Source organism: Komagataeibacter sucrofermentans DSM 15973 (assembly GCF_040581405.1).
GTDB classification, from domain to species: Bacteria; Pseudomonadota; Alphaproteobacteria; order Acetobacterales; family Acetobacteraceae; genus Komagataeibacter; species Komagataeibacter sucrofermentans.
Map to the genome: position 1 here is coordinate 1,711,475 of NZ_CP137157.1, position 12,901 is coordinate 1,724,375.

The window sequence follows — 12,901 nt, forward strand, 5'->3', positions numbered from 1 at the left end:
GGGTTGTCATGGCGGGCGGAAACCTATCACGCCCCGGCCCGGTTTGGGGAGCGATTTTCCTGTCTTACCCCGCGCGTGGGCAAATGGCGATGCGGATGGGCTGGTCATTGATGTCCGCCCGTATGGCGGTGTAGCCATGCGCATCGCCATCGCTCTGCACGGGCAGGCCGGTGGGCGCGGGAATGGCAACCGTGCTGGCCCGCAAGACCGTTACATCCTTCTGCCGTGGCAGCGTGCCGCGCAGCAGGGCCAGCCCGTAGCGCAGGGTTGCCCACGGCCCGGCACTGCCAAACAGCACGACGGAGAATGCCTTTTCCTCCTGCATGGAGGCGGGCGCGAGCACATGCCGCCCTGCATACAGCGCGCCTTTCGAGATGATGGCGGACGAGGCTTCATGCACGACGCCCTCCACCTCCACGCGCAGAACCGGATAGCGGTAGCCCCACAACGCCCGCAGCACTGACACCACATAGGCCGCGCGGCCCACGGCCTTCTTCAGGCGTGGGGAGACGGTGTGGACCACATAGGCGTCAAACCCCACCCCCGCCATCTGCACGAAAAGCGACGCGCCCTGCGCCGTATGCAGCACGCCTGGCCACACGGTGGTGCTGGTGCCTGCGATAATGCTCCGCGCAAGCGCGCCTTCATCAAACGGCAGGTCGAGTTCACGCGCCAGCACGTTGGCCGTGCCAACGGGCAGCACCGCCAGAACCACATCGGACCCTTCAAGCCCACGCGCCACTTCGGCCACGGTGCCATCACCGCCGGTTGCCACGACATGGCTGCAACCACCCTGCTCCACCGCAGCACGAGCGAGTTCGGTGGCGTGGCCCCGGTCGCGGGTGTGCACAACCTGCACCGCAACGCCCGCACGGCGCAGGATCCTGGCAAGACGCGTGGCATGGCCAGAACGCCGCCGCCCTGCCGTGGGGTTGACGATAATGGTAACGGATCGTGACGCATTCATGGCCATAGCGTTTAGAACACCGCGCATGAAATGACCACCGGGTCCATTCAGCGCGCCATCCTTCTGCTGGAAAACCAGCGCGTTATGACATCATCACCCAACCCCGCCGCCCTTTACAGACGGGGCGGCTTCCTGTCCTAATGGTATGGATGAAAGTGAAACGATTACAACCTGCACCGGCAGGGCCACGCCTGTGGGGCGTTGACATGGGCTGCCCCGGTTTCGGCAGTGTTCTCCCCTCGGGCCGCCTTTTACGCGCCCTGCGCAGGCACGATGGCAGGCAGCATGACTGAGGGCGCGCCCCCCGCCCCGCCTGCCTCCGTGCTGAGGCAGCGCCACATCATCATGATTGCGTTGGGCGGTGCCATCGGGGCCGGGCTGTTCGTGGGCAGCAGTGCTGCCATTGCCGCGGTGGGGCCTGCGGTGCTGCTGGGCTTTGTCGCGGTGGGCATGCTGGTCATGCTCGTGATGCGCATGCTGGGCGAAATGGTGATTGCCAGCCCTGGCAAGGGCTCGTTCGTGGAATATATCCGCATTGCCCATGGCAATGGGGCTGCGTTTACCACCGGGTGGCTGTACTGGTTCTTCTGGCTGGTGGCGCTGGGCAGCGAGGCGATTGCGGGCGCGATCTTGCTGCAGGACTGGATCAGGCTGCCGGTCTGGGCGCTGGCCACGGCGCTGATCGTGGCGCTGAACCTGGTCAACCGCATGGCGGTGCACATTTTTGGCGAATGCGAGTTCTGGCTCTCACTCATCAAGGTGGCCAGCATCGTGGCCTTTGTGGTGGCGGGCGGGCTGTACGTGGCGCATGTGTTCGGCCCCGGCGTGCCGGTCGTGCACAATGTAACGGGTCATGGCGGGATTTTTCCGCATGGCGCGATGGGGGTGCTGTCCATCATCCCCACCCTTCTGTTCACCATGATCGGCTCGGAAATCGCGACCGTGGCAGCGGGTGAATCCGCCGAACCGGCCAAAAACGTGGCGCATGTAACCCGCAGCCTCGGCACGCGCATCATGCTGTTCTACAGCCTGTCCATCGCGCTGATCCTGATGATCGTGCCGTGGTGGACCATCGAGCCCGGCCATTCGCCCTTTGTGGCGGCCATGCAGGTCATGGGCATTCCCGGGGCTGCTGCGTGCATGCGGGTGGTGGTGCTGACGGCGGTGCTGTCGTGCATGAACTCCAGCCTTTACATCACATCGCGCATTCTGGCCGAACTCGCGCGCCACGGCGATGCGCCCGCCCTGCTGCAACGCCGCAACAGCCAGAACACGCCTGTCAATGCCATCATGGCCAATTCACTGGCCGGGGGCGTGGTGGCGTTCTCCTCCATCCTGGCGCCGGATACGGTGTTCTCCTTCCTGCTCAGTTGCAGCGGGGGCGTGATCCTGCTGGTCTATTCGCTGATCGTCACGGCCTATATGGTCACCCGCCGTACCGCCATGCCCGCAGCACAACGGGCCTGTTTCCGGCTGCCATTCTTTCCGGTCATCAACATTGCCACCCTGGGCGGGGTGCTGGTCATTTTCGGGGCGATGCTGCTCAATCCGTCGCAGCGCATGACCGCGCTGGCCAGCCTGGGCACGACGGTGTTTTTCGCGCTGGTCCATGTCCTGCGCCGCCGCAGGCAGGCGTGACCTCAGGATGAAGCCGGACGGGCCTGTGGCAGGATCTCGAACAGCATCTCCTTCGGGCGGCACGGGCGCGCCTGCGTGTCGGTCATGACCACGGGGCGGTTGAGCAGGACCGGGTGGGCCGCGATGGCATCAAGGATCTGCCCGTCACTCAGCGCGGGGTTATCTAGCCCGAGTTCGGCATAGGGCGTGCCGCGCTCGCGCAGCAGGTCGCGCACCGGCACGACCAGCCTGCTGGCCAGCACATCGAGTTCGGCCCGCGTGGGCGGGGTCTTGAGGTATTCCACCACCACGGGTTCGATCCCGGCCGCCCGGATCAGGGCCAGCACGTTGCGTGAGGTGCCACAGGCACGGTTATGGTACAGGGTTACGGTCATGGCATGCCCCACATGGCGCTAGAAAAACAGTCTGATGGGCGTTGGTGGTCCACCATTTTTGCGCAGGCGTAAAGGGCCTGTTGCTCAGGAGGGTATTTCATCCGGGCGTACGTCCGTATTCCGTGCAATGCGGTAGGCATCAATGAAGGGTGCATCACGCGGAAAGTGGAACTGCCGCAGCGGCACCACGGGCGTGGCTTCGCCTTCCGGCACGTCAACGGGCAGGATGAGGCCTGCCTTGAGGTTCTCCCTGACCATATCGACCGCAGACGGAATTTGCGTGCTGTTTACGAGATTGATTGTTGCAATGACATGCGGGCCCTTGAGCACGTAAGCATTATGCTGGCTGTCAAAGCGCACGCCCAGACCGGCATCGACGCCAAGCATGGCCTTGCGGGTGGCGGCGCGGATATTTGCCATCTCCTGCGTAAAGCCCACCCATGCCGCACTGATGGCCTGCATGTAGGCAATATGGTGGCGGATCAGGGTCCGCGCGGGTGCGACATCTGCCCACACCTCGATGCCGAAAGAGGGGAAGACGATGCACCCCTCCTTCCCGAACGCGATGAGAGTTGAACCACGCAGGGCCAGCTTCTCGCCTTTATACAGGAGCAGGTCAAAATCCTCGGCAGCGCCAGGGGAATAGACCTGCCCGACAAACGTGCTGATATGGGAAAAATCACCGCCCGATACCATTTGCAGCAGGAAATGCTCCCAGTCATCGCGCTGGTAAAAAATGTTCCTTACAAGATCGACCGTCATGTTTGCACAGCCCCGCTGCCGTTGCGGTGCATGGTGCATTCAGGCCGCGGTTGGGCTATATAGCATGGCTTCATGTATCCGCATGCCTGCATGTGGCCGTTTCCAGCACAGGTTGCCAGTGTGACAGATCCATCCCCTTCTTCCGCATCGCCATCGGCGGAACTGCCCATCCGCGTCGCGGCCCTTTACCATTTCACCCCGTTTGCGGATGTCGCCGCCGTGCGCGAGCGGCTGCTGGCAGCCTGCCACGAACTGGGCATACGCGGCATATTGCTCGTGGCGCATGAAGGGATCAATGGCACCATCGCCGGAACGGATGCGGGGATTGGCGCCATACTGGCCATCATCCGCGCCCTGCCCGGCTGTGCCGGGCTTGAGGTCAAGTTCTCGCGCGCGCCTGCGCTGCCGTTTCACCGCATGAAGGTGCGCATCAAGCGCGAGATCGTGACCATGGGCATCGATGGCCTCGACCCACGGCGCGATGTGGGCCACTACGTGCCGCCCGAGGACTGGAACGCCCTGATTTCAGACCCCGACACCATCGTGATCGACACCCGCAATGATTATGAAGTCGCGATCGGCACCTTTCGCGGCGCGATTGATCCGCGCACGAAAACCTTCCGTGAATTTCCGCAATGGTTCCGTGAACACCGGGCCGCGCTGGAGCACGAAGGCCGCACGCCAAAGATCGCCATGTTCTGCACCGGCGGCATCCGGTGCGAGAAAGCCACCGCCTTTGTCCGCGCCGAAGGGGTGGAGGACGTATTTCACCTGCAGGGCGGCATCCTGAAATACCTTGAAACCGTGCCCGAGCCCCAGAGCCTGTGGGAAGGCGAATGCTTTGTGTTTGACCAGCGCGTGAGCGTAGGCCACGGGCTGGCCCCCGGCACATTCGACATCTGCCACGCCTGCCGCACGCCGCTCAGCGCTGCCGACCGCCAGTCGCCGGACTATGAGGAAGGCGTGCGCTGCCCGCATTGCAGCACAGAACGGACCAAGGCCCAGCGCCAGCGCTATGCCGAACGCGAACGCCAGATCCAACTGGCCAGAAGCCGCGGCGCGCACCATATGGGCCTGCCCCTGCCGGTTGGCGCAGAAGCGCCGAAAGAAGCCGCCCCATCCGCACGGGAACAGAAGCCCGTTTCAAAATAATGACTTGCTCAAAAGATAATGCCAGATAGCCAAAGGGCCGATGCTCCGGGTACACGCAACACTTTCAAGAAATTGTTTAAAAACAAGAACAGTTTTCGGGTGTCGCCTTTTTAAAAAAGGTGACGTTTTCTGAAGATTTTTGAAAAATTTTCATCAAAAACGTCTATGATTTCGGGGTATTATTGAGCCTGTCTTTTCAAATGGCCCCTCCAGTATCAAAAGCACACTATATCCTGCATTTGTCTTTCGTCAGAACAGGCCAGAAAGCAAATTAAGATATACAGAAAAATAGAAGAGAGATCATGTTTAAATATTTTGATGATAAATTTAAAAAAGATTCCCCACCCTGCAATAAAGAAAATAATGCTTATCCATATCCTGCCGATATGGCGGAAAGTCTATGCCATCTGTTTAAAAATTATGGTGGCGACTCATTTAACGGTGGTCTGTATAGAATTATAAAACCTAAAGACATCAGAATATGGTCAGAACGTATTTGCAAGGCATTCCCCGCTTACAAAAAAACAATGATATGCTTTGGGTATGATTGGCTCGGCAGGGCATTCGCAGCCGAAAATCCAGAAAAAGGTAATCATATATTGATGTTTGAATCGGGAACGGGCGAGGTGTTCAATATTGAAGGCGATATTATTTCATTCCACAATGACGAGCTGGTCAGGTATGGCGATGTTAGCCTGGCAGAAGGGTTCTTCTCAGAATGGCAGAAAGAAACTGGCTTATCAGTAAAATACAATAAATGTGCTTCCTATAAAATACCCTTATTCCTGAACGGAAAAGATGAGATCGATAATTTATACGTAGAAGATATTGATGTTTCCTGGGATATTTTTGCACAAATACTAAATAAGATAAGGGGGAGGTGAACAATAGGAATGATTGAGCATTTGCGCGTAAATTTCATATTCACGTCCCGCATTGCATGACGTTCACTGGGTTGATGTTTTACGGGGGACCCGATCATCCTGTCATGAGAATGGTTATGATAAAGCTTTTTTTCACGAAGGCCACAATGCACGCCGCTTTAAAAAACAGACAATATGCGAAAATTTTTTATTCAATAAATTGGTTTCAAACAGCTTTTATCGGGAGCATAGGCTGATTGAACGCTGAGACAGAACCATCCCGCCCCTCTTCCCCCCGGCCCGAAACGCACCTGCCGTGGTCCACACGGCTGAAGCGGCGTTTTGGCGTGTACGCCCATGTGCCGCGCATGTTCCGCCAGATCTGGCGGTGCAGCCCGGCGCTGACGGTGGCCAGCATCTGCCTGCGGCTGGTGCAGGCCATCCAGCCGCCGCTGGCGCTGTATCTGGGCAAGCTGATTGTCGATGAGGTCATCCGCCTTGGCGGCCATGCCATGCCCGCCGGGTCACTGGCCCACTGGGCGCTGCATGGTCCGGCCACACGGCTGGAACTCTGGATTGCGCTGGAATTCGCGCTCATCATCCTGTCCGACCTGACATCACGCGCCATTTCGCTGGTCGATGGGCTGCTCAATGAGCGTTACATCAACTCTGTCAGCCTGGCGCTGATGGAACATTCCGCAACGCTTGACCTGCAGCAGTTCGAATCAAGCGCATTGCAGGACCTGCTCGAGCGCGCGCGCCGCCAGGCCTCGGGGCGCAACAACCTGCTGGTGCAACTGTTCAACATTGCCCAGACCACGGTCACCGCACTGGTGCTGGCGGCGGGGGTCATGGCGTTTGCACCGTGGCTGGTGGTGGTGCTGCTCATAGCCCTGCTGCCTGCTGCGGCGGGCGAGGCGCATTTCAATGCCGAGGGCTACCGCCTGATCCGCGCCAAGACCGCCGAGCGGCGCGAGATGGAATATCTGCGCCACGTCGGCTCCAGCGCGGAACATGCCAAGGAACTCAAGCTGTTTGGCCTTGGCGGCTTTCTGGTCGAGCGCTTCAGCACGGCTGCGGCAACCGTGCTCGAGCAAAACCGCAGGCTGGCGCTGCGCCGGTTTGCGTGGAGCGGGGCGTTCGCAGCCATCGGCTCGGTGGCGTATTATGGCGTCTATATCGTCATTGTGTGGGATACGGTGCGCGGGCGTTTCTCGGTGGGTGACCTGACCTTTCTGTCAGGGTCGTTCCTGCGGCTGCACGGGCTGCTGTCGAGCCTGCTGCTGGGCGTGACGCAAACAGCAAGCCAGGCGCAGTATCTTGATGATTTCTTCGCCTTTCTCGACCTGCGCCCGGCCATACTCTCGCCGCCCGTCACGCGCCCCTTCCCCTCGCCCATCCGCCAGGGCATCCGCTTCGAGAATGTAGGCTTCCGCTATCCCGGCACGGACAGGTGGGCCATTCGCGGCCTCGACCTGCAGATCGGCGCGGGCGAGACAGTGGCGCTGGTGGGTGAAAATGGCGCGGGCAAGACCACCATCGTCAAACTGCTCACCCGGCTTTACGAGCCTGATGAGGGGCGGATCACGGTGGATGGCGTGAGCCTGCGCGACATGGACCTTGCTGACCTGCGTGCCCATATCGGCGTGATTTTTCAGGATTTCATCCGCTACAGCCTGACCGCATCGGAAAACATTGCCGTGGGCCGGATCGAAGCCTTGAATGACACCGCGCGCATCACCGCCGCCGCCCATGAAGGACTGGCCGAGGACGTGCTGGCCAAGCTGCCCATGGGGCTTGACCAGCCTCTGGGCAAGCGGGTGGCGAAGGGGCGCGAACTGTCAGGCGGCGAGTGGCAGAAAATCGCCATATCACGCGCCTATATGCGCGATGCCGACCTGCTGATCCTTGATGAACCGACCTCAGCACTTGATGCCCGGGCCGAGACGGATGTGTTCGAGCGCCTGCGCGCGCTGCGCCACGGCAAGGCGGCGCTGGTCATTTCGCACCGTTTTTCCACCGTGCGCACGGCAGACCGCATCGTGGTACTCGAACACGGGCGCGTGCTGGAGGCAGGCACGCATGAACAGCTCCTGGCCCAGGCTGGCCGCTATGCGGAACTGTTTGAGTTACAGGCGGCAGGCTACCAGTAGCACCCCGCCGCCCTCGGCCTACTTGGTGGTGTAACCGCCATTGACCAGAATGGTCTGGCCGGTCATCCACCACCCTTCCGATACGATGAAACGGATATAGGGGGCTATATCCTCGATCTCGGTCAGGCCGGTCCGGCTGAAGGGGGAAAGCGCTGCGGCCGATTTGTGGTAGGCCACGGCCTCGGGCGCTTCCTGCCCGTAAAAGAAAGGCGTATCCATCGGGCCCGGCCCGATTGCGTTGACCGAAATGCCGCGCGCGCCATATTCCTTCGAGGCAGCACGGGTAAAATGCTCCACCGCCGCCTTTGACCCCGCATAGGTGGAATAAAACGGCGTATACGCACCAAGCAGCGAGGTGACGAGGGTCAGCAGCTTGCCGTTGTCGTTAAGATGAAGGCCCGCTTCCTTGATGAAGAAATATGCAACCCGCGTGTTAACCGCGAACATGGCATCGAACTCGGCCTCGGTCGTCTCGGCAATCGGCTTCTTGAGCACCTGGCCTACGGTGTTGATGGCAATGTCAGGCCGGCCGATCGCGGCCACCGTATCGGCAAACAGTTTGGCGACCGCGCCGCTTGCGGTCAGGTCGGCCTGAAGGGCCACGGCCTGCACGCCTGCCGCCTTCAGCGCCGCAAGCGTTTTGTCGGCCTCGGGTTTCGTGGCCGCGCTGTGGTAGTGAATGGCAATGGCTTTTGCACCATGGGCCGCAAGGTCACGGGCCACGAGCGCGCCAAGGTTCTTGGCCCCGCCTGTTATGATAACCGTCTTACCCTTGATGCTGTGATCGACCATATCGAGCCTCCGTTCATGCGTGACAAGCGCGGGTGGCGCTTTTGCTATCCGCACAGTATCAGCTAGGGTCAGGCCATAAAGTTCCCATTCCTGACAACACCTGTCAGGAATAACGAACAAATACCCAATGCATGCCGGGGTTGCCGTGGATCGTATCGACCTGTTCCGTATTTTCACCCGCGTGGTGGAAACCGCCAGCTTCACCCGCGCGGCCAATACGCTCAGCATGCCGCGCTCCTCGGTGTCGGCCGCCATACAGGAACTTGAGAACCGGCTGGGCACAAGACTGCTCGCCCGCACCACCCGCTCTGTCACCCCCACGCCCGATGGCACCGCTTTTTCTGAACATTGCGTGCGACTGGTCACGGATGTGGAGGAAGCCGAAACCCTGTTTCAAAAAGACCGCACTGCGCCGCGTGGCCTGCTGCGCGTGAATCTGCCCGGGCGCATCGGGCGGCTGATCGTAGCCCCTGCCCTGCCCGCCTTTTTGCAAGACTACCCTGATATCGACATCGAGCTTGGCGTAAGCGACCGCACCGTGAACCTGATCGAGGACGGAATCGACTGCGTGCTGCGTGTCGGCCCGCTGGCGGATTCAGCACTGATTGCGCGGCAGTTGGGCGAGTTGCCGCTCGTCAACGTGGCCAGCCCCGCCTATCTGGCGCGCAGGGGCACGCCCCACACGCCTGCCGACCTGCCGCAACACGAGGCCGTGCGCTATGCCTCCCCCGCCACGGGCCGGGTGGAGGCATGGGAATGGATGGCGGCCGGCACGGTGCACAACATGTCGGCCCGGGTTACGGTCAACAGTGCTGAAGCCCTCGTGGCATGCGCCCTGGCCGGGCTGGGGCTGATACAGGTACCCGCCTATGACGTGCGGCACCATATCGAGGCAGGCGAACTGATTGATGTCATGCCCGACTGGCGGCCCGAACCCATGCCCATGGCGCTGCTTTACCCGCATCGCCGCCATCTGTCGCGCCGGGTGCAGGTGTTTGCCGACTGGCTTGCAACGCTGCTTGCGGCGGCAATGGCAGGACACCCCGGCGAGGCAAATTGATAAAGTAAAAGTTTTTGGGTGCTGCCTTTATTTAAAAAAGCTTCACCCAAAACTTCTATGGTTTGTCCCCGAAACGCAGCCACAGCCAGCCCGACAGCGCAGCAACAAGGGAGCCTGCGACTATGCCCAGCTTCGCAGCCCCCACCAGGGCGGGGTCCGTAAAGGCAAGGCTGGCAATGAACAGGCTGATGGTAAAGCCAATGCCACATAAAAGCGAAAGCCCGAACAGCATGTGCAGCGAGGTTGCCTCCGGCAGGCTGGCCAACCCCAGCCTGGCCGCCAGCACGCTTGCGCCAAAAACGCCCACGGGCTTGCCCACCACCAGCCCCAGCAGCACTCCAAGCGGCACAGGAGCCAGCAGCATGCCCATATGCGCCCCCGCAAGCGACACGCCCACATTGAGGAAACCAAACAGCGGCAGCACCCCCCATGTCACAACCGCGTTCAGCGCCGGTCGCGCCAGCGGAGCGGGCAGGCACGCCCCGATTGCCACACCCGCAAGCGTTGGCTGCACGCCCGCGCGCACGCACAGCCCCCATAACAGCACGCCACCCAGCCCGTAAACGCACGGATTGACCACCCTGCCACGACGGGCCGCAACCAGCCCCGCCAGTACCATGCAGGCGCAGCCCAAGGCAGGCCAGCAGGGCGCTGAACTGTAAAAGATCGCAATGACGGCAATGCCCAGCAGGTCATCAAAAACCGCCAGCGCCATGAGCCACACCCGTGCCGCCGGGGCTACGCGCGTGCCAAGCAGCAGGATGATGGGCAGGGTAAAGGCGGCATCGGTTGCAATCGGTATGGCCCATCCTTGCGCCGCATCCGCCGCGCCACGGGTTATGAATACATAAACAAGGGCCGGAACCACCATGCCGCCCAGCGCGCCAATCAGCGGCAGGGCGACCTTGGGGGGTGATGAAAGATGGCCATCGCTGATTTCCTGCCTGATTTCGAGAATGATGCTCAGGAAAAACAGCGCCATCAGTCCATCAGACACCCAGGCCGTCAAAGTGTGTGGCCCCGGTGCGCCCAGAACAGCAAGGCGGAGTGGCCATTGCGCCACCGCCCCGTAAGCCCCGGCCCATGGCGAATTGGCCAGTCCGAACCCCAAAACGGACGCCAGCAGCAACGCGCAGGCACCCCCTGCGGGGGAACACAAGAAAGCCCGCAGGCGCTGTGGCAGGAAAGTGGTCGGAACGGTCATCCGGTTGTCATTGCACCCGAATGCCGCCGCATTGCAACAAGCTGCCCGCCGCGCGCCTGCTGGCGCAAAAAACATTCAGAAGTTTTTGGTTAAGCTGGTTGAAAACCGGCTTAGATCAGAGCCCCTTCCGCCGTCATCTGCTGCAGGTCGAGCTCATGTTCAAGCTGGTGCAGCACGGCATCATGGATCTCGCCGCTGCGGTGCAGCCGCAGCAGTTCGGCGCGGCCTGCCTTTATGGTGACCAGCAGGGCGCGGTAATGGGCGTCCTGCCGCCCCTGCAACGCCTCCTGCTCGTGGCTGAAACGCTCGGCCAGTTCCGCGCGGTAGGCATATTGCTCCAGCAGGCGGTCATGCACCAGTTGCCCCTGCGCATCATAGGCCAGATGCTGCATGATGCGCTCCTGCACGCGGGCGATCTGGGCGCGCGCCTGCGATACCGACAGGTAATGCCGCTGCCCCGACACCTGCCCACGCGCGCCCTCCGTCATGCGGATCAGCCAGCCAATGGTGGTGCCCTGCCCCAGCACGGTTGCCAGAATGACCACGAAAGTCGCGATCTGCATGATGTCGCGCTCGGGCATGCCCTCGGGCAGCGCCAGCACGATGGCCAGGCTGACCACGCCGCGCATGCCGCACCACCCCATCACCACAACATAGGTCATGAACCCCCGCACGCCCGGCCGCCGTGATGGCGGCACGCAGGCGATGCGCAGCCCCTCGGTCAGGGCCATCCACACAAAACGCGATACCATGACCGCCAGCACAATGCCCATGACGGGGCCGAACACATCTTGCGCCACCCAGCCCGTGCCCCTGTGGCGCAGCACGATGGCGTGCAGCGCCATGCCGATCAGCACGAAAACGAGGGATTCCAGCAAGAACACCAGCACCTCCCACACCGCCGCCCAGCGCAGGCGCTCATCGGCGCTGAACACGTCATGCTGCCGCCACCCCAGCACCAGCCCCGCCACAACCGTGGTGATGACCCCCGACGCCCCCAGCTTCTCCGCCCCGATATAGGCCACCCACGGCAGCAGCAGCGTCATGGTAATGCTCAGGATCCGGTCGCGCACCCGGCGTAGCAGCCTGATCCACAGCCACCCCAGCCCGCCGCCCAGCACCAGCCCGCCCAAAGCCAGCCATGCAAAGGTGACGGTGGCATGAACAAGGCTGAACGAGCCGGTCAGCACCGCAACGGTGGCAAAGCGGTAAATGACAAGGCTCGCCGCGTCATCCAGCAGGCTTTCGCCTTCCAGCAGCGTGATGATGCGCTCGGGCAGGACCACGTGCTTGAGCACGGCCTTGGCTGCCACCGCATCGGGCGGGGCCACGATAGCACCCAGCACGAAACACCCCGCCCACGGCATGGAGGGAATAAGCCAGTGCGCGGCCAGCCCCACGGCAAACGTGGTGAACGCCACCCCGCCCACCGCAAGTTGCAGAATGCCAAACAGGTGCAGGCGAAACGCATGCCAGACGGAAAAATACGCCCCCGCCAGCAAAAGCGGCGGCAGGAACACGATCAGCACCAGGTCAGGGTCGATTTCAAGCACCGGCAGGCCGGGGGCGAGTGCTATGGCAATACCGCCCAGCACAAGGGCCGCGGCAGGCGGCAGGCGCATCTTGCGTGCGGCAAGTTCCAGCCCGACGATGAGCACGATCAGCAGGAGAATATACTCAAAGCGCGCTACATTGGACATGAACATCATACCTGTCTCAGCCGGGCCTGCTCCTTTAACGCACAAGCCATGTCATCGGTATTTGACAAAATATTCATGGCCATGAATGGAAATAATTCATGTCTTTTTGGTGTCGCAGCATGCCAGTCAGTCAATCATGACGGCATGAATTCAATAAAATACCGACACCGCCATGAAACGGCGTCGCATGCCGCCCGTTCATGTCATGCAGGCCGCCTTTCCGCCCCGTGCTCCTG

The 12,901-nt window shown here is 61.3% G+C and carries 11 protein-coding genes; 5 read left to right on the plus strand and 6 right to left on the minus strand.

The features are described from left to right. Positions 1–64: 64 nt before the first annotated feature. Positions 65–967, minus strand: coding sequence for a diacylglycerol kinase family protein (locus R5N89_RS08320; RefSeq protein ID WP_244192077.1), 903 nt, complete (start codon positions 965–967; stop codon positions 65–67). 285 nt (positions 968–1,252) lie between these two features. On the opposite strand from R5N89_RS08320, the gene R5N89_RS08325 reads away from it, so the two are divergent. Further along, positions 1,253–2,605, plus strand: coding sequence for an amino acid permease (locus R5N89_RS08325; RefSeq protein ID WP_110567722.1), 1,353 nt, complete (start codon positions 1,253–1,255; stop codon positions 2,603–2,605). A 2-nt stretch (positions 2,606–2,607) separates the two neighbouring features. On the opposite strand, the gene arsC is transcribed toward R5N89_RS08325, so the two are convergent. Both arsC and R5N89_RS08335 read right to left on the minus strand, forming a co-directional pair. Then, entirely contained in the window at positions 2,608–2,979 is a 372-nt protein-coding gene (arsC, locus tag R5N89_RS08330) for an arsenate reductase (glutaredoxin) (RefSeq protein ID WP_110567601.1), read from the minus strand. 84 nt (positions 2,980–3,063) lie between these two features. Further along, positions 3,064–3,741 carry a hypothetical protein gene (locus R5N89_RS08335; protein ID WP_110567599.1) on the minus strand — a complete coding sequence of 226 codons (678 nt, stop codon included), beginning with the start codon at positions 3,739–3,741 and terminating at the stop codon, positions 3,064–3,066. 90 nt (positions 3,742–3,831) lie between these two features. On the opposite strand from R5N89_RS08335, the gene R5N89_RS08340 reads away from it, so the two are divergent. The 3 genes from R5N89_RS08340 to R5N89_RS08350 all read left to right on the plus strand — a co-directional run bounded on the left by R5N89_RS08340 (position 3,832) and on the right by R5N89_RS08350 (position 7,909). After that, positions 3,832–4,893, plus strand: coding sequence for a rhodanese-related sulfurtransferase (locus R5N89_RS08340; RefSeq protein WP_110567720.1), 1,062 nt, complete (start codon positions 3,832–3,834; stop codon positions 4,891–4,893). A gap of 302 nt (positions 4,894–5,195) precedes the next feature. Further along, positions 5,196–5,777, plus strand: coding sequence for a DUF1851 domain-containing protein (locus R5N89_RS08345; protein ID WP_146220183.1), 582 nt, complete (start codon positions 5,196–5,198; stop codon positions 5,775–5,777). A 236-nt stretch (positions 5,778–6,013) separates the two neighbouring features. Next, entirely contained in the window at positions 6,014–7,909 is a 1,896-nt protein-coding gene (locus R5N89_RS08350; RefSeq protein WP_244192076.1) for an ABC transporter ATP-binding protein, read from the plus strand. Positions 7,910–7,927: 18 nt separating this feature from the next. Here the strand turns inward: R5N89_RS08350 and R5N89_RS08355 are convergent, their stop codons facing one another. Then, complete coding sequence (locus R5N89_RS08355) at positions 7,928–8,701, minus strand: SDR family oxidoreductase (RefSeq protein ID WP_110567595.1); 774 nt, start codon at positions 8,699–8,701, stop codon at positions 7,928–7,930. Positions 8,702–8,846: 145 nt separating this feature from the next. On the opposite strand from R5N89_RS08355, the gene R5N89_RS08360 reads away from it, so the two are divergent. Next, positions 8,847–9,761, plus strand: coding sequence for a LysR family transcriptional regulator (locus R5N89_RS08360; RefSeq protein ID WP_110567716.1), 915 nt, complete (start codon positions 8,847–8,849; stop codon positions 9,759–9,761). Between the two features lie 55 nt (positions 9,762–9,816). Here R5N89_RS08360 and nhaA read toward each other — a convergent pair whose 3' ends face one another. Next, complete coding sequence (nhaA, locus tag R5N89_RS08365; protein WP_110567593.1) at positions 9,817–10,965, minus strand: Na+/H+ antiporter NhaA; 1,149 nt, start codon at positions 10,963–10,965, stop codon at positions 9,817–9,819. Positions 10,966–11,075: 110 nt separating this feature from the next. Then, positions 11,076–12,665, minus strand: a complete 1,590-nt coding sequence (locus R5N89_RS08370) for a sodium:proton antiporter (RefSeq protein ID WP_110567714.1) — start codon at positions 12,663–12,665, stop codon at positions 11,076–11,078. Between the last annotated feature and the right edge of the window lie 236 nt (positions 12,666–12,901).

Coding starts and splice junctions, on each gene's coding strand:
- R5N89_RS08370 (WP_110567714.1), bottom strand. CDS start 12,665: ATGTCCAATGTAGCGCGCTTTGAGTATATTCTCCTGCTGATCGTGCTC.
- R5N89_RS08325 (WP_110567722.1), top strand. CDS start 1,253: ATGACTGAGGGCGCGCCCCCCGCCCCGCCTGCCTCCGTGCTGAGGCAG.
- R5N89_RS08345 (WP_146220183.1), top strand. CDS start 5,196: ATGTTTAAATATTTTGATGATAAATTTAAAAAAGATTCCCCACCCTGC.
- nhaA (WP_110567593.1), bottom strand. CDS start 10,965: ATGACCGTTCCGACCACTTTCCTGCCACAGCGCCTGCGGGCTTTCTTG.
- arsC (WP_110567601.1), bottom strand. CDS start 2,979: ATGACCGTAACCCTGTACCATAACCGTGCCTGTGGCACCTCACGCAAC.
- R5N89_RS08340 (WP_110567720.1), top strand. CDS start 3,832: ATGTGGCCGTTTCCAGCACAGGTTGCCAGTGTGACAGATCCATCCCCT.
- R5N89_RS08320 (WP_244192077.1), bottom strand. CDS start 967: ATGAATGCGTCACGATCCGTTACCATTATCGTCAACCCCACGGCAGGG.
- R5N89_RS08355 (WP_110567595.1), bottom strand. CDS start 8,701: ATGGTCGATCACAGCATCAAGGGTAAGACGGTTATCATAACAGGCGGG.
- R5N89_RS08335 (WP_110567599.1), bottom strand. CDS start 3,741: ATGACGGTCGATCTTGTAAGGAACATTTTTTACCAGCGCGATGACTGG.